Below are 15,802 nucleotides of genomic sequence, written 5' to 3' on the forward strand. Positions count from 1 at the left end.
ATGCGACCTCGCCCAGACGCTAAGCAAATAAAAGAAAAATCATCAAAAAACAGGTTTCCAAACCGGGCGCAAATGCGCCTTTTTTCGCTTCTCTGGACCGTTTGACATCGTCGTTCTTTCCCCGCTTCCTTCGCCTACACTGAGAGATGGATGCAAGCCGATACGGAGGTTCCGATGCCTGAATCAATGCTCGCCTATCTGATGGGGCCCGCCGTCATGCTGGTGGTCGGCTTTGCCATCTGGATGATGTCGCGTCACCGCGACCCGTCCAGGCCGCCCAGGCTCGAGCGCTGGCTCGACACGCATTACGCGGAGTGGCTGCATCACAAGCATTAAGCCGCGCCTCAAATGGAAAAGGCCGTCGCATTGGGCGACGGCCTTTTTGTCTGCGCGTCGTTCGGCTGAATCATCCGCGCATCAGAGCCTTGCCGCGCTCACCACTGCGGCTCGGGTTGCGGTTGCGCATAGCCGTACTGTCCGGGCGGCGGTGCGCCGCACGCGACATAGGCGCGCTGATACTGGTCGTAGCAATATCCGGGAGGCGGTGCCACGTAAGCCGGCGCGGGCTGGTACGCGGGCTCGGCATAGACCGGCTGCGGATACGCGACCACCGGCGTCGGCGTCAACGCCGAGGTGACCACCGCGCCCAGCACCGCGCCGCCAATCAGCGCACCCACCACATCACCGCCGTGTCCGTGCGCGGACGCCTGGCCCGCCACCGTCAAACTACCCGTCATTACCAACGCCACTGCGATCTTTTTCATATTGAGCTCCCGCCGTTCAGGCATGGACGAATTGTCGCCGGCGCGCGCGGAAATAGATGCTGCAGTTGGTAACCGGACATTAACTCTGTAACAGGTGCATAACGTCGGACGCGCTAACCCACGCATGGCATTGCGCTGCATTTCATCCAGGCAACGCGGGGAAGATTGCCGCGCTGGCCTTGATGCGGGCGCCGACTATTATCTGACCAATGGCAGTGGTCAACGAGCGCCTCGCCTTCCCGCAAGCTGACGTGCCCTTCCTGAACTTCATTCTGGCTGAACCACATGGACACCTCTAAACCGCCCCAGAACGCCGCAACGCTGCATCCCGCAGACGACGCGAACGCGCAGGTGCACGCGCTCGTCGCTGAGGATGCGCCCAGTCTCGCCAGCGACGACGCGCTCGCGCGCATGCTCGCCGACCCGCCGGCGGCCGAGTGCCCGATCATGGTGCTGCTGGTCGGCGACCAGGCGGTCATCGCCGAGGGGTGCGCGAGGCGCTCGCCGACGAGCCGGGCATCGACTTTCGCTACTGCGCGTCATGGGAAGACGCGGTGCGCTGCGCCGAGGAAACGCGCGCGACGGTGATCCTGCAAGATCTCGGGATGCCGGGCACCGACGGTCTGACGCTGGTGCGGCAATACCGGCTGAATGCCGCCACTCGCGACATCCCGATCGTCGTGCTGTCGACCAACGAAGAGCCGCTCGTCAAAAGCGCGGCGTTCGCCGCCGGTTCGAGCGACTACCTCGTGAAGCGGCCCGACCGCATCGAGCTGATAGCGCGCATCCGCTATCACTCGCGCTCGTATCTACACCTGCTGCAACGCGACGAGGCGTACCGCGCGCTGCGGCAATCTCAGCGGCAACTGCTGGCGACGAATCTGGAGTTGCAGCGGCTCACGCATTCGGACGGTCTGACCGGGCTGTCGAACCGCCGCTACCTCGACCAGTATCTGGCCACCGAATGGCACCGCGGCACCCGCGACAAGACCGGCGTGTTGCCTCACGAAGGAATGTTACCCGACGGATTGTTGTCGTTTCGGTTTCTTTCTTCTTTTCTTTCGGGGGTTTGCCGGGCGCGAAGCGCCCGGCCCCCGCCGGCTTTCAACTTTTCCGCAGCTCACACTTGAGCGGGCGTCTCGGCGGACTTGTGCAGGCAGCCCAGGACCATTTCTTTCACGCGCTCGGCGCGCCATGCCTTGACCCGGCGCTGTAGCGTTCGAAGCTGTGCCTTGCTCGCATAGGCGTCCGGAACCATCGTCGCCAACCGGTCCATCAATTCATTCGCCGACACAGCGGGTTCGGCGATCAGCCACCCTTCGATAACCGGCCACGCGTCGGCGAAAGGATCCACCCGGGTTTTCCACCAGTGCTTTGCCTTGGGTTGCTTTCGGTGCGTTGGACGTGCTTCCCCTTCCTTCCACGCCGAAGAGAGGCTCGCGAGGAAGACGGCAACGTCTGATTCGTCTGCTGGCGCTGCGTCAGCGCGCACGCCGTGGGCCGCGAACTCGCTCAATGTCTGCTGAGCCGTTCGCATCTCCTGCAGCAGGCGCACAGGATCGAGGCTGTTGAACTGCGCCTTCAGCTTTTCCTTGATAGCTGGTTCGACGCTGTCGTGTGCCAGAAGCCGATCGCACGGCGTCGCCGGCGCAAAGTAGACCTTATGCACGCGCGCGCCATCGCGCGTCTTGGACTTCAGCTTGAACGAAGGCTGGAAGAAGTTGATGTATAGCCGCGATGACGCGTACAGCTGCGCCAGCGCGTTCCTCGCATCGGCGCCGCTCAGGCGGCCATAACCGACCAGTCGCCGAACGACGGAGCCGTTCTTCTGCTCCACCCAGGCCTGATCGTTCTTCTTGTGGGCCCGCGAGCGGGTCTGCTCAAGACCATGTTCCTTGCAGTAGTCGAAGACGCTCTGGTTCATGAATGCGGTGTCGTTATCCGAGTCCACTCCAAGCATCGCGAATGGCAGATCGGCGGCCACCTTGTCAAACGCCTCTATAACCAGCATCTGGTTGCGTACTCGCATGGCCACGCATTCTGTCCAGCCGCTGGCGATATCGGTCAGCGTCAGCGTGTGGACGAAGTCACCGTCGGTCTTCGGACCGCCACAGTGTTCGACCATGTCGATCTCGAAGAAGCCTGGCGGCGGATCGCGCCAGTCGGCGAAGGTGCGCACCGGGATGCTGCGCCGGATGGCCGAGCCCACACCCGTGCGGCGTTTGCGCTGCCCGTCGATCTGCAAACGTGCATTGGCCAGCATGCGATCGATGGTCGCCGCGCTGACCTCAAGGAGTTTGGCCTTGATGACCGGATCCAGGTCGAGACGGCCGTGCCGCTCCATGGCATCAACCAGCTTCGGGATCAACGCCTTCAGGCGCTTGCCGCAGACCCGGTCGGCCGCTTCCCACAACACCGTCAGCGCTTGGCGTACCGCTTCGTCGTACAGCCGGTTGCGCTCGCGCGTCCCCTTTGCCGCGCCGGGCTGCTCCCGCAGCAGCCGGATGGCGTGCTTGCGGTGATATCCGGTCAGAGCCACGAACTCGTCGAGAATCCTGATCCGGTCACCAAACGCCGCGCTGCTATACCGCAACTGCAATGCTGCCACCAACTCCTTGCGTGTCGTCATGCTGATTTGCCTCGTCACCTCGTGTCGCTCCCGCCGGACAATCCGGCGGGTAGCAAACTACGTGAGGCAACAGGTCAGCGCGAGTTGCATTTCTGATGAGTCAATGCGACCGGCCTCGGCCTCCTGATGATCGACGTCGATCACTTCAAGGCCTACAACGACACCTATGGGCACGTCGCCGGCGACGAAGTGCTGAAGAGCGTCGCGCATACGATCGAAGCGTGCCTCGGCCATTCACTGGATCTCGCCGCGCGCTTCGGCGGCGAGGAGTTCGCGGTGGTCGTGCCGGACACGTCGGCGGGCGGCTTGCGCCTGCTCGCGGAGAAAATCCGCATCGCGGTCGAAGACCGCGCGATCACCCATGCGGGCTCGGCAGAGGGCGTCGTCACGATCAGCATCGGCGCGGCGATGGTGGTGCCGTCGGCCGCCGAACCAGTCACGACGCTGATCGAGGCCGCCGGCGTCGGCCTGTATCGCGCGAAACACGACGGCAAGAATCAGGTGGCCGTGAGCGGCTGAGTCTGGCGCCGCCCTCCTCAACCTTCGGCTTACGCCGCCACGGCGCGCGTATAGCGCTCGGCCGGCGCGCTGCGCGACAGATTCGGCTGCAGATGCAAACGCGCGCTGTTCAGACGCTCCCAGTCGGCGGCATCGGGCAACGACGGGATCGTCACCAGTTCGCCCTGGTCGAGACCGGCAAGCGCCGCGTCGACCATGTCCTCGGCGCTCATCACGATCTGCGAAGGCAGGTTCTCGACCGCGAGACCCGCGCGATCCCAGAACGCGGTGCTCGTCGCGCCCGGCAGCACCGCTTGCAGCCGTACGCCCTTGTCGCCCACCTCGTGATGCAGCGACTGCGTGAGGTTCAACACGTAGGCCTTAGTGCCGCTATAGGTGCCGTTCAACAATTCCGGCGCCAGCGCGACGATCGACGAGATATTGATCACCGTACCGGCGCCGCGCGCGATGAAGCCCGGCAACACCGCCGCCGTCAGGCGCGTGAGCGAGGTCACGTTCAGCTCGATCATCTGCTCGAGTTCATCGATGTCGGAGTCGACCAGCGTCGCGGTCGCGCCGACGCCCGCGTTGTTGACCAGCATCGTGATGCCGCGCTCGGCGCGCAACTGGTTCTCGATGCGGCGCACGTCGGCCTTGTTGGTCAGATCGGCGCTGACGGTGCTCACGCGGCGGCCGGTTTCCTTCGTCAGCCGGTCGGCGAGGCCGCTGAGGCGTGCGCCGTCGCGCGCGATCAGCAGCAGGTCGTAGCCGCGTCGCGCGAGCCGGTCCGCGTAGACCGCGCCGATACCCGACGATGCGCCCGTGACCACCGCCGTACCCTTGCCTTCGTTCGAATTGCCTTGTACGCCCTTGTCTGCCTGCGTTGTCATTGAAGCTCTCCTTGCGGGCTGCGCATGATGCGGCCGCCCTGTCCGGTGAATGGGAACAACCGTGAACTCCCCGCCTGGCGGCTTTTGCGCTGATACGGCGGGGTTGACGAGCTGAGTTTAGGCGCGTACTGTTTTGTCTCAAATGTCATATTTCCCTCGTTTCCGGACATCGCAAATGAAACGCATCGGCGTGGTGGTCTTTCCGGGCTTTCAGATACTCGACATGGTCGCGGTATCGATTTTCGAACTCGCCAATCAGGACACCGGCGAGCCAGCGTACGACGTCGCGGTGATCTCCGAGCACGGCGGCATGGTACGCAGCTCGGCGGGCGTCGAGGTCGCGACGCGCCCGTTCGGCGATCCCGCCTACGACACCGTGATCGTCACCGGCGCGATGGAGATCGCGCCGTCGTCGCCGGGGCTGCTCGCGTTTCTGAACGACGCCCTCGCCGCCTCGCGCCGCACCGCGAGCATCTGCACCGGCGCGTTCGTGCTCGCCGAAGCGGGCATCCTCGACGGCCGCCACGCGACTACGCACTGGGCGCATGCGCGCGATTTGCAACGGCGCTTTCCGCGCGCGCGGGTCGACGAGGACCGCATCTTCATCGTCGACGGCTCGGTGTGGACGTCGGCCGGCATGACCGCGTGTATCGATCTGTGCCTCGCGCTCGTCGAGAACGACCTCGGCGTCGCGGTTTCGCGCGCGATCGCGAAGAAGCTCGTGGTCTATCACCGGCGCACCGGCGGGCAATCGCAGTACTCCGCGATGCTCGATCTCGAACCGAAATCCGATCGGATCCAGAACGCGCTGTCGTATGCGAAGAGCCATCTGCGCGAGCCGCTGACCGTTGAGCAGCTCGCCGACGTCGCGCATCTGAGCCCGCGCCAGTTCAGCCGCGCGTTTCGCGACGAGACGCGCCAGTCGCCGGCCCGCGCGATCGAGGCGCTGCGTGTCGAAGCGGCTCGCACGATGCTCGAAACCGGCCGTCATTCGATCGAAACCGTCGCAGCCGACACTGGCTTCATCGACCCCGAGCGGATGCGGCGCGCGTTTTTGCGCGCGTTCGGCCAGCCACCTCAAGCGATCCGGCGTGCCGCACGCGTGGCGTAAGCGTTCGGGTAGAGAATAGGAAACCCGCGGTGCGAAGCTACGAAAAAAACAGTATCCCGCTCGACCCGTGAATCGAACCCAGCCCAAATGAAAGGAAACGCGATGAGCTACAACGACAGCAACCCGTTCGCCAAAATCTTGCGCGGCGAACTACCGTGCATCAAGGTGGCCGAAAACGACCAGGCGCTGGCTTTCATGGACTTGATGCCGCAAGCCGACGGCCATCTGCTCGTCGTGCCGAAGGAAGCGGTCGCGGAAATTTTCGATCTGTCGGATGCGGCGCTCGTCGCGTCGACGCGCATGGCGCAGAAGCTCGCGATCGCGGTGCGCGCGGCACTGCGCCCTGACGGCGTGTTCATCGGCCAGTTCAACGGCGCGGCGGCGGGACAGACAGTGCCGCACGTCCATTTCCACGTGATTCCGCGCTGGGAAGGCCAACCGCTGAAGCTGCATGCGCGCGAGGTCGCCGATCCGGACACGCTCGAAGCGCTCGCCAAACGGATTCGCGCGCACTGGCGCGCCCATTGAAGCGCGACGCGAAGCCTGCCGACGCAACGTCGCACCCCGCATTACGGTCACGCCCGGTAACAACTGTAAAAGCCGTTGAAACCACCGATCGGCGCGTCGCGACTAGACTGCCATTGCCTTGTGTTCAAGGCATTGAGTGTGGATCTCTTTTTTCAGCCTGCCCCTGTGGCAGGCTTTTTTCTTTGAGGACCCGCTTCGCAATCTCAGAGCCGCTCGCGCGAACGGCGTAGCAGATGCCGCCAGTCGATGCGTCGGCGACGCGCTGGCAACGGCCGTCCGTCGTGCAGGTCTCGATGCTCCTGCCACAGTTCGTCGGAAAAGAGAAACATGACGATCAGCAGCGGTACCACCAGAAAAATCCCGAGTATTACGTGCTCGTTCACGATAGCCTCCGGTGCAGGAGATTCGTTTTCATTGTAGAGCACCGCCTGTGCCCGCATACCGGCTCGACGAAGATCCAAGTGGGATTCAGGCGGCACGCGAAGGGTACCTTGCACTGCGATCGCGCCACCCTCGCCTGTCCACGCGGCTTTGCGCCGCGCGGCTTCTTTTTCGTGCGTTTTCGGCAATGGCGCGTTGCAAGCGTTTCACCAAGGCCCATGAGAGACGGCTGGCACTGTTTATTTTCTGCACTTGCCTCGTTATTGCGCATCGCAGCTTTTGCCTTGGAATGACTTTGTGTGCGACGCACAAACCCATCGATTAAATTGTATTAGATCGCTTAATTGACGCTACGCGTTTACGTGAATACGCGCGCAAAGCTTTACCGGGTAAGCCGTGCGCGGGAGGGGATTTTTAGTTATTCATTTCATTGCCATTCGATCAGGCTTGTGCTCAGGCTTTAACCAGTTTCGACAGCAGGTGCGACAATTCGCCACTGTTGCGACCGCACACAAGAAGTGCTTGTCGTTCTCATCGGTTCTCCTAAAGTGTGAGATGCGGGTCCACCGTTAAAGTTAAATACATAGCTAACCGAGATTTTTTCGGCCCCGCCCCGGAGGAACGAATGAAAACTCGAATTGCCGTTGTTTTCGCCATCGCGGGTTTGGCTGCCGCTAGCGTTCAGGCGCAAGACGTCGTGATCAAGCCGCAGCAAACGATCCAGTTCAAGGCCAATGCCTATGGCTGCGTATCGAAGGACAAGCTCGATGCCGCCGATCACCACGCGCAAGCCGGTGAACAGCAGCAGATGCAGGAATTCTTCTCCGGATATCAATGCGTGTCGACTCCGACCGACTCGAGTTTCCGCGTGGTGCGCGTGGTCGGCCACGACGTCGAGTTCGTGAATTCAGCCAATAGCGATACCGAGGGGCTCTGGGCGAACGACCGATTCATCAAGCAATAAGTACAACACCGGTATTCCGGCAAAAGCCGGAATACGGTCGCATGCGTATCCGCTGCAGCTTTAAAAGTCGCAGGCGTGAACGCGTGAGCTAAAAGAGACGGCTTGAGCATTCAGACGCCAAGCCGTTTTTATTGCTTTTGATACTTGCCAGGCTTCACCTGCGATAAAAAAGCCGATGCGGGTTTGATCGACCCGCATCGGCAGTACGCCTTCTCGCAAAGCGCAGGAAACCGGCCACGAGCAACGGCGCGTCAGTGCACGCGCTTGCTGCGGCGGAACTGGTCGAACAGAACCGCGAGCAGCAGGATGCCGCCGCGAATCAGATACTGATAGAACGTCGGCACGTTCAGCAGGCTCATGGCGTCCTGCACGGAGCCCATGATCAGCACGCCGACCAGCACGCCGGAGATCGTCGCGACACCGCCCGTCAGCGATACACCACCGAGCACGCACGCGGAAATCACGCCGAGCTCGAGCCCGACCGACGTCTTCGGATCGCCGAGGCTCATGCGCGACGCGAGCATCACGCCCGCGAAGCCGGTCACGAGGCCTTGCAGCACGAACACGGTGATCTTGATCCGAGTGACGGGCAGCCCCGCGAGCACAGCCGCTTCGCTATTGCCGCCGACGGCCAGCACGTTCTTGCCGAACACGGTCTTTTTCAGCAGGAAGCCGAACAGAACGAAGCCGACGATGTTGCTCCAGATCGGATAAGAAATGCCGAGGAACGAGCCGCCGCCGAGGTCGAAGAAGCGCTCCTCGGAGATCATCACCGCGTCGCCGTTCGACGTGATGTACGCGAGGCCGCGCACGACCTCCATCATCGCGAGCGTGACGATCAGCGAGTTGATCTTGTAGCGCGCGACCAGCGTGCCGTTGACGAGCCCGACCGCGCCGCCCGCGAGCACGCCGGCCGTGATGCCGACTAACACGCTGTGCGTCGCGGTGATCAGCACGGAAGCCACCACGCCCGAAAACGCGACGATCGACGCCACCGACAGGTCCACCTCGCCGAGTGCGAGCACGAACATCATCGTGACGGAGATCGAGCCGATCAGCGTGACCGACAGCAGCAGGCCCTGGATATTGCGCGTGCTCAGAAAGTCTGGGACCGTGAACGACAGCACCGCGAACAGGACGATGAACACCATCACGATGCCGGATTTGTTGATCAGGTCCCAGGTGCGCGCGGCGCGCGCGGTCAAGCCCACGGAGGCGACGGCGGGGGTCGAGGAATCGGTGGAAGGTGTATTCATGATGTCTGTTCCATTCAATGCCGTTTTCGTTGCGGTATTCGGTAAGAGGTCTGGTGGCGCGATCCGTTGGGCGATCAGCGCGGCAATGCCAGCTTGATCAGCGCATCCGGCGTGGCCTGCGCCTTCGGCAGATCGCCGACGATGCGGCCTTCCTTCATCACGATCACGCGATCGGTCACGCCGATCACCTCGGCGAGATCGCTCGACACGACGATGACCGTGCGGCCCGCCTCGGCGAGCCCATACAGCAGCCCATAGATCTCGCTGCGCGCCCCGACGTCGATGCCGCGCGTCGGCTCGTCCATCAGGAACACGTCGATCTCTTCGGCGAGCCAGCGCGACAGGATCACCTTCTGCTGATTGCCGCCGGACAGCGTGCCGATCGGCGTGTCGCCGTTGCGCGTCTTGATCGCGAGCTTGCCGATGAACTCACGCGTGGTCTGCGCTTCCTTGCGGCCGTTGAGCACGTTGAAGCGGCTGAAGTGACGGCGGCAGCTGATGTTCAGGTTGTCCGACACCGACGCGATCGACACGATGCCTTCCTGCTTGCGATCCTCGGGACACAGCGCGACACCGGCGCGCACCGCGTCGCGCGGCGTGGCGAACTGCACGCGCTTGCCCTTCAGCGCGACCTCGCCGGCGCTCGGCTTGACCGCGCCGTAGATCAGCTTCATCAACTCGGAGCGGCCCGCGCCGACGAGCCCGAAGAAGCCGACGATCTCGCCCTTGCGCGCCGAAAACGATGCCGGTTCGCGCAGGCCCGGTCCCATCAGGCCGTCGACCTGAAGCTGCACGTCGCCGTGCTCGCGCGCGCGATAGCCGTACACATCGGTGATCGAGCGGCCCACCATGCAGCTGATCAGCCGATCGCGATCGAGTCCCGCGCCGGCTTCGAAGGTGTCGATGCGGCGGCCGTCGCGAAACACGGTGACGCGATCGCACAGTTCGTAGACTTCATCCATCCGGTGCGTGACGTAGATGATCGCGCGGCCTTCGGCCTTCAGCGCGCGGATGATGCGGAACAGTTGCGTGGTTTCGCGCGACGACAGCGAGCTGGTCGGTTCGTCGAACGCGATCACGCGCGCGTCGCGCATCAGCGCCTTGCCGATTTCGATCATCTGCCGCTGACCGATCGACAGATGCTTGACCTGCTGCGACGGATCGAGCTTTTCGCCGAGGCGTTCGAGCTCGCGCATCGCACGCGCGACCAAAGCCTTTTCGTCCAGTACGCCGAAGCGATTCGGCAGGGCGCCGAGCATCAGATTCTCGGCGACCGTCAGCTCCGGCACCAGATGCAGTTCCTGATAGATGATCGCGATGCCCGCGGCGATCGCCGCCTTGGTCGTCGCGAACTGCTGCTCGACGCCGTCGAGCGACAACGTGCCCGAGACAGGATGATTGACGCCTGACAGCACCTTCAGCAGCGTCGATTTGCCGGCGCCGTTTTCGCCCATCAGGCCGTGCACCTCGCCGCGGCGCACTTCTAGCGAGACCTGGTCGAGCGCGAGCACGCCCGGAAAGCGCACGGTGATGCCGTCGAGCCGGAGATAGGGGGCGTCGGATGCGGGCGTCGATGCAGGCGAGGGCGAGGGCGCGAGCGCCGCCTCGCTGGCACGAGACCCGGTGAGTAAGGACGTCATCGATAAACCTCGAACGGATGAAACCTGAGCGGGCCGCGCTCGCGCTAAACGCGAGGCACGAGGCGGCCCGCCGTCTGCTGCGAGAACCTCGCTTAAATACCCAGTTCCTTGCGCACGTCCTGCCAGTTGCCGCGCACCATCAGCTTGCCGGTGGTTTGCGTGTCGGCGGGCGGCTGCTTGCCGTCCTTGATCCACTCGATAAGGTTCTCGGTGCTTTCCTTGCCGTGGTTCGTCGAGCTGACCGCGATCGTGCCGTAGAAGCCCGTCGGTTCCTTCTTCTGGAACTCGGCGAACGCCTCGCCCGCGCCGTTGATGCCGACGCCGATCACGTCCGCGGCCGGAATATGCAGCTGTTCGGTCGCGCGCACGCCGCCGAGCACGCTTTCCTCGTTGAGCGCGAAGATCACCCACTTCTTGATGTTCGGATGCTGCGCGAGCACCGGCGACACCGCGTTGAAGCCGCCTTCGTCGTCGGTGGTTTTCTGCGGCGCGTCGAAGACGTTTTCCTTCTTGAAGCCGCCGGCGAGCAGCGACTGCGTCGCGCCGTCGGTGCGCAGCTTCGCGGTCGGCAGCTCATAGTCCGTGATACGCAGCGCGCCGACTTCCTCAGGCTTCCAGCCGCGGCGCTTCATTTCGTCGGTGATCGCCTGGCCCACCTGGTTGCCGATCTTGAAGGCCGACATGCCGAGGTGCGGCACGTTCGCCAGCGGCTTGCCGGTCGAATCGACCAGCTGGTCGTCGACGGTCACGAACTTCATGTTGTAGCGCTTCGCGCGCGCCTGAATCGCCGGTCCGAGACGCACGTCGGGCGCGCAGATCACGAAGCCTTTCGCGCCTTGCGCGCCGAGGTTGTCGATCGCGGCCAGCACTTTTTCGCCGTCGGGCGTGCCGATGTTGACGACCGAGAAGCCGTCCTTCTGGCCGAGCGCGGTCGCGGCTTTCTGTTCGTTGATGAACCACGCCTGTTCGGGCATCTTCACGAGGAAGCCGACTTTGAGCGGCTCATCCGCGCGGGCGGACAGTTGTGCGGCGAACGGGGCGGCGAGGGCGGCGGCGGCCATCGCGGTCAGGGTCAAACGGCGTAGCTTGCTGGTCATCTACTGTCTCCTGAGGGTGAAAAGCTGCATTGATGTCGTGTAGTTGCAGCGGGGTAACGCAGGCGGCGTCAGCCGTCGCGCGAATCGGGGCGGATCTGCGCGCGGCACGCCGGACGGTTCGCGCAAGTCGCGGTGAAAACGGTGGCGCGGCTCATTGCTTCTAGCTCGCCAGGTACGCCGTTTTCACGGCGGTCCAGAACGCGGCATCGCTCGCGCCATAGGCCGACGCCTTGCGCCCGCCGCCGGGTCCGTGATGCTCGACGGCCGTGGTCGGCAGATTGATCGTGACGAGACCGCTCTGCACGTGACGGCGAAAATGCCGCGCGCGTTCGAGCGAGCGCGTGCAGATGCCGGCGCACAGTCCGTAGGCGGTGTCGTTCGCGAGATGTAGCGCGTGTTCGTAATCGTCCGCGCGCAGCACGACCGCGAGCGGCCCGAAAATCTCTTCACGCGCAATGCGATGCTCCGATTCGCCGATAAACAGCGCCGGCTCGAAAAAATAGCCGCGCGTCGCGCGCTCCAGTTGCCGCCCGCCGCGCAGCAACTGCGCGCCTTCCTGCTCGCCGACGCGCACGTAGTCGAGATTGCGTTCGAGCTGCGCGGCGTTCGCCACCGGGCCGATATCGGTGCCGTGCTTCAACGCGTGATCGACGGTGAGTTTCGCGAGCTTTGCCTGCAACGCGTCGACGAACGGCGCGAACACCGTGCGTTCGACGATCAGCCGCGCGGCAGCCGTGCTGCGCTGGCCGGTCGCGCTGAAGGCACCGGTGAGCGCCGCGTCGACCGCGCCGTCGAGATCGGCGTCGGCCAGCACGACGAACGGATTCTTGCCACCCATCTCGAGCTGCACGCGCGCCTGGCGCGTCGCGGCGGCCTGCAGCACGCGCGTGCCGGTGTCGGACGAACCGGTGAAGCTGATCGCCGCGACGAGCGGATGTGCGACGATGCGCGCACCGACCTTGCGTCCGCTGCCCATCACGAGGTTGAACACGCCGGCCGGCAAGCCCGCGCGACTGACGATCGACGCGAGCGCCGCCGCGCAAGCCGGCGCCGATTCTGCCGGCTTGTAGACGACGCAGTTGCCGTGCGCGAGCGCGGCACCGATCTTCGCCGCGGCGATCGCGAGCGGCGCGCTCCACGGCGCGATGATGCCGACCACCCCGAGCGGCTCGCGCGTCACGTCGATTTCGACGCCGGCACGCGCCGACGCGAGCGGCTCGACGAACGCGCGCAGCGCCTCGGCCGCGAACAGCTTGAACAGTTGCCCTGCGCGCGTCGCTTCGGCGAGCGCCTCAGGCAGCACCTTGCCGACTTCACGCGCGAGCAGCCGGGCCAGCTCCTCGCGGCGCGCGAGCATTTCGCTGCCGATCGCGTCGAGCGCGTCGGCGCGGCGCTGGGCGGAGGCGAGCGACCAGTCGCGAAACGCCGCGTGCGCAGCCTCGATCGCGCTGTCGGTCTGCCGCACGTCCGCGCGCACGTATTCGCCGACCGGCTCGTCGAGATCCGACGGATTGAGCGACACGCCCGTGGTCGCGCCGGTCTCCCATCCGCCATTGATGTAATGGCGAAACGGGCTGGCAACGAGGGGGACGAGCGGATCGCGGTTCATCGGCGAAATAAAGGCGCACCGGAAGTTCACAAAAGTCCACGAATGGTATGAGCGGTCCCAATAACTTTCCAATCCCTTTTTAGGCTTCTCCGATATCAGTTTCGGTATGGCATCATGGAGCTTCAGAGGAAGAACGTACAAACATCGCTCGTAAAAAAACCCAGGAGACCCTGCGATGACGCGTAGCTATTCGAACTGGTTCGTGCGCGCGCGGCTAAAGACGCGCCAGTTGCTGCTGCTTGCCGCGATGGAGGAGGAGGGCAACGTGCGCCGCGCGGCCGACGTGCTCGGCATGACGCAGCCGGCCGCGTCGCGCCTGTTGAAAGAGCTCGAGGACATGCTCGGCGTGAGCCTGTTCGACCGCACGCCGCACGGTATGCATGCGACGCTGTACGGCGAGGTGATGATCCGCCACGCGCGCATGGTGCTGTCGAACCTGAGCCAGGCGCACGACGAAATCTCGGCGCTGCGCTCGGGGCTCGCGGGTCAGGTGCGTATCGGCGTGATCGCCGCGGCCGCCGCGACGATGGTGCCGCGCGCGATCGCGAGCGTGAAGGAGCGTTATCCGCAGTTGCAGATCTGGACCGAGGTCGAGACCTCCGACGTGATGCTGCCGCGGCTCGCCGAAGGCGATCTCGACATCATGATCGGCCGCGTGCTCGAACGGCAGAATCAATTCAAGACCGACGTGCGCTACGAACCGCTCGCCGACGAACCGCTGTGCGTGGTCGCGCGTCCCGGCCATCCGCTCGAAAATGAAACGGGATTGACGCTGCGCGGTATCGTCAACGCGGCGTGGGTGCTGCATCCGCCGGGCAGCGTGCTGCGCCATCGCTTCGATCTGATGTTTTCGCAGATCGGCCTGAATCCGCCGCAGAACGTCGTCAATACCAACAACTTTCTCGCGATTTCGAGCCTGCTGCTGCAAAGCGACATGTTGGCGGTATTGCCCGATGAAGTGGCGCGTCAGTACCAACAGTACGGGGTATTGAAGCGCGTCCCGATCGATTTGCCTTGCAGGATGGATACATTCGGTATCATCACGCGCCAGTCGCATCTGTTGTCGCCAGCGGCCGCCGTCGTGCTCGACGCGCTGCGAGATGCGGCTCGCGACGTGTACGGCACGGCCACGGAACCCGCAGTGGCCCGGTAAATGCTTCCTTCTGTGTCATAGGCACCGGCTGACGGCGCGGGAGGAACATCCGATGTACAGCAAACACGAGAAACGGCAACGCGCCGTCGACGATTCATTTTCGCTGCGCTCCGGTGGAGCGAGCGCCTGGTTTAGCAACGGCATGGCTCTCAAATCGACGATATACAAGGCGGAACTGCAGATCGCTGACATGGACCGGCACTATTACGCCGACCATTCGCTGACGATCGCCCGTCACCCCTCCGAAACCGACGAACGGATGATGGTCCGCGTCGCCGCGTTCGCGCTGTTCGCGCAGGAACGGCTGGAGTTCTGCAAAGGTTTGTCGGATGTCGACGAACCGGATCTGTGGGCGAAGGATCTGACCGGCGCGATCGACACGTGGATCGAGGTCGGCCAGCCCGATGAGCGCCGCATCGCCAAGGCGAGCGGGCGGGCGAATCACGTGGTCGTGATCGCGTATGGCGGGCGTACTTCGGAAATCTGGTGGCAGGGCGTGCGCAACAAGGTCGAGCGCCTGCGCAACGTGACGGTCTGGACGCTCGACGAAGACGTCGCGGCATCGCTCGGCTCGCTTGCCGAACGCACGATGCGGCTGCAATGCACGGTGCAGGACGACGAAGCATGGCTCGGCAGCGCCGAAGCCGATGCGGTGAAGATCGACCGGACCGTACTGAAGGCGCCCGCCGATGCGTGATGGCTCAGGTCTGAACCAGTTTTTGCGCCGCTTCGTTCTCGCCTTCAGAGCGACGTGACCCGCGCCGCTTCCGGCGGCCCCTTCAGCTCGACCATATTGCCCTCCGGGTCGAAAAGATACAGCGACGGCCCGAATCCGTCCGCGCCATAACGCACTCCCTGTTCGCCGAGCCGCGCGCCATGCGCGCTCAGATGCGCCTTCAGCGCGTCGGCGTCGAACGACTCGACGCGCAGACACAGGTGGTCCATGTTGCGCCCCGTGCCCGCCGCGCCGTTTTCCGCGCGATCGAGCTTCGCGCCGACCTGCAGCAGATCGATCAGCGATCGGCCCGCGCGCAGTTGCGTGAGGCCGAGTTCGCGCTGCTCCTTTTCAACACTGCAACCGAGTACGTCGCAGTAAAAGCGCGCGAGGGTTTCGACGTGCGTCGCCCGGATCACGACGTGGTCGATCTCGCGAATGTGGATTTTCATGTCGAACGCCCTTTCGCTAGTTCAGAGAACCGATTAGGAAGTGTAGGAGAAAGGAAAGGGCGGGGTGGATCGGCGGGAAGTCGCGGGCGAACCGGACCAAATGCGGACCAGGCGC

At 64.0% G+C, this 15,802-nt stretch carries 16 protein-coding genes and 2 pseudogenes; 8 read left to right on the forward strand and 10 right to left on the reverse strand.

Annotated features, from left to right (window positions below; translation table 11 throughout):
- Positions 1-174: 174 nt before the first annotated feature.
- The gene (locus tag OKW28_RS40430) at positions 175-336 is read left to right on the forward strand and encodes a hypothetical protein (RefSeq protein ID WP_184002982.1); all 162 of its coding nucleotides are present in this window, start codon (positions 175-177) and stop codon (positions 334-336) included.
- Between the two features lie 98 nt (positions 337-434).
- On the opposite strand, the gene OKW28_RS40435 is transcribed toward OKW28_RS40430, so the two are convergent.
- Complete coding sequence (locus tag OKW28_RS40435) at positions 435-764, reverse strand: ecotin precursor (protein WP_429453726.1); 330 nt, start codon at positions 762-764, stop codon at positions 435-437.
- Between the two features lie 285 nt (positions 765-1,049).
- Here OKW28_RS40435 and OKW28_RS40440 point away from each other — a divergent pair.
- Positions 1,050-1,756, forward strand: a pseudogene (locus tag OKW28_RS40440) (response regulator); the annotation flags it as partial.
- A 128-nt stretch (positions 1,757-1,884) separates the two neighbouring features.
- Here the strand turns inward: OKW28_RS40440 and OKW28_RS40445 are convergent.
- Complete coding sequence (locus tag OKW28_RS40445) at positions 1,885-3,393, reverse strand: integrase catalytic domain-containing protein (protein ID WP_429449210.1); 1,509 nt, start codon at positions 3,391-3,393, stop codon at positions 1,885-1,887.
- 111 nt (positions 3,394-3,504) lie between these two features.
- On the opposite strand from OKW28_RS40445, the pseudogene OKW28_RS40450 reads away from it, so the two are divergent.
- Positions 3,505-3,912: pseudogene (locus tag OKW28_RS40450) on the forward strand (GGDEF domain-containing protein); the annotation flags it as partial.
- A gap of 29 nt (positions 3,913-3,941) precedes the next feature.
- Here the strand turns inward: OKW28_RS40450 and OKW28_RS40455 are convergent.
- On the reverse strand, positions 3,942-4,781 hold the full coding sequence (locus OKW28_RS40455) for an SDR family NAD(P)-dependent oxidoreductase (protein WP_429453728.1): 840 nt from the start codon (positions 4,779-4,781) through the stop codon (positions 3,942-3,944).
- A 175-nt stretch (positions 4,782-4,956) separates the two neighbouring features.
- Between OKW28_RS40455 and OKW28_RS40460 the strand changes: the two genes are divergently transcribed.
- Both OKW28_RS40460 and OKW28_RS40465 read left to right on the forward strand, forming a co-directional pair.
- Positions 4,957-5,892 carry a GlxA family transcriptional regulator gene (locus tag OKW28_RS40460; protein WP_184055347.1) on the forward strand — a complete coding sequence of 312 codons (936 nt, stop codon included), beginning with the start codon at positions 4,957-4,959 and terminating at the stop codon, positions 5,890-5,892.
- 102 nt (positions 5,893-5,994) lie between these two features.
- Positions 5,995-6,420, forward strand: coding sequence for an HIT family protein (locus tag OKW28_RS40465; protein ID WP_090805510.1), 426 nt, complete (start codon positions 5,995-5,997; stop codon positions 6,418-6,420).
- Between the two features lie 203 nt (positions 6,421-6,623).
- On the opposite strand, the gene OKW28_RS40470 is transcribed toward OKW28_RS40465, so the two are convergent.
- The gene (locus OKW28_RS40470) at positions 6,624-6,803 is read right to left on the reverse strand and encodes a hypothetical protein (RefSeq protein ID WP_429453730.1); all 180 of its coding nucleotides are present in this window, start codon (positions 6,801-6,803) and stop codon (positions 6,624-6,626) included.
- Between the two features lie 623 nt (positions 6,804-7,426).
- On the opposite strand from OKW28_RS40470, the gene sap1 reads away from it, so the two are divergent.
- Positions 7,427-7,765, forward strand: a complete 339-nt coding sequence (sap1, locus tag OKW28_RS40475; RefSeq protein ID WP_018418921.1) for a surface attachment protein Sap1 — start codon at positions 7,427-7,429, stop codon at positions 7,763-7,765.
- 60 nt (positions 7,766-7,825) lie between these two features.
- Here the strand turns inward: sap1 and OKW28_RS40480 are convergent, their stop codons facing one another.
- From OKW28_RS40480 to OKW28_RS40500, 5 genes are all read right to left on the reverse strand, one after another.
- Positions 7,826-7,963 (reverse strand): hypothetical protein, encoded by a 138-nt coding sequence (locus OKW28_RS40480; protein WP_429453732.1) that lies wholly within the window; start codon positions 7,961-7,963, stop codon positions 7,826-7,828.
- A gap of 53 nt (positions 7,964-8,016) precedes the next feature.
- The gene (gene araH, locus OKW28_RS40485) at positions 8,017-9,021 is read right to left on the reverse strand and encodes an L-arabinose ABC transporter permease AraH (RefSeq protein WP_090802302.1); all 1,005 of its coding nucleotides are present in this window, start codon (positions 9,019-9,021) and stop codon (positions 8,017-8,019) included.
- 74 nt (positions 9,022-9,095) lie between these two features.
- Positions 9,096-10,661 carry an L-arabinose ABC transporter ATP-binding protein AraG gene (araG, locus tag OKW28_RS40490; RefSeq protein WP_429453734.1) on the reverse strand — a complete coding sequence of 522 codons (1,566 nt, stop codon included), beginning with the start codon at positions 10,659-10,661 and terminating at the stop codon, positions 9,096-9,098.
- Between the two features lie 92 nt (positions 10,662-10,753).
- Complete coding sequence (locus OKW28_RS40495) at positions 10,754-11,758, reverse strand: arabinose ABC transporter substrate-binding protein (RefSeq protein WP_429453736.1); 1,005 nt, start codon at positions 11,756-11,758, stop codon at positions 10,754-10,756.
- Positions 11,759-11,918: 160 nt separating this feature from the next.
- On the reverse strand, positions 11,919-13,367 hold the full coding sequence (locus OKW28_RS40500) for an aldehyde dehydrogenase family protein (protein WP_429453738.1): 1,449 nt from the start codon (positions 13,365-13,367) through the stop codon (positions 11,919-11,921).
- A 175-nt stretch (positions 13,368-13,542) separates the two neighbouring features.
- On the opposite strand from OKW28_RS40500, the gene OKW28_RS40505 reads away from it, so the two are divergent.
- Complete coding sequence (locus tag OKW28_RS40505; protein WP_018418915.1) at positions 13,543-14,520, forward strand: LysR family transcriptional regulator; 978 nt, start codon at positions 13,543-13,545, stop codon at positions 14,518-14,520.
- A 142-nt stretch (positions 14,521-14,662) separates the two neighbouring features.
- Positions 14,663-15,217, forward strand: coding sequence for a YaeQ family protein (locus OKW28_RS40510; RefSeq protein WP_429454621.1), 555 nt, complete (start codon positions 14,663-14,665; stop codon positions 15,215-15,217).
- A 44-nt stretch (positions 15,218-15,261) separates the two neighbouring features.
- On the opposite strand, the gene OKW28_RS40515 is transcribed toward OKW28_RS40510, so the two are convergent.
- Positions 15,262-15,687: a VOC family protein gene (locus tag OKW28_RS40515; RefSeq protein WP_090802309.1), complete on the reverse strand. Its 426-nt coding sequence runs from the start codon at positions 15,685-15,687 to the stop codon at positions 15,262-15,264.
- Between the last annotated feature and the right edge of the window lie 115 nt (positions 15,688-15,802).

The organism is Paraburkholderia sp. 40, from assembly GCF_050434105.1.
Taxonomy (GTDB): Bacteria; Pseudomonadota; Gammaproteobacteria; order Burkholderiales; family Burkholderiaceae; genus Paraburkholderia; species Paraburkholderia tuberum.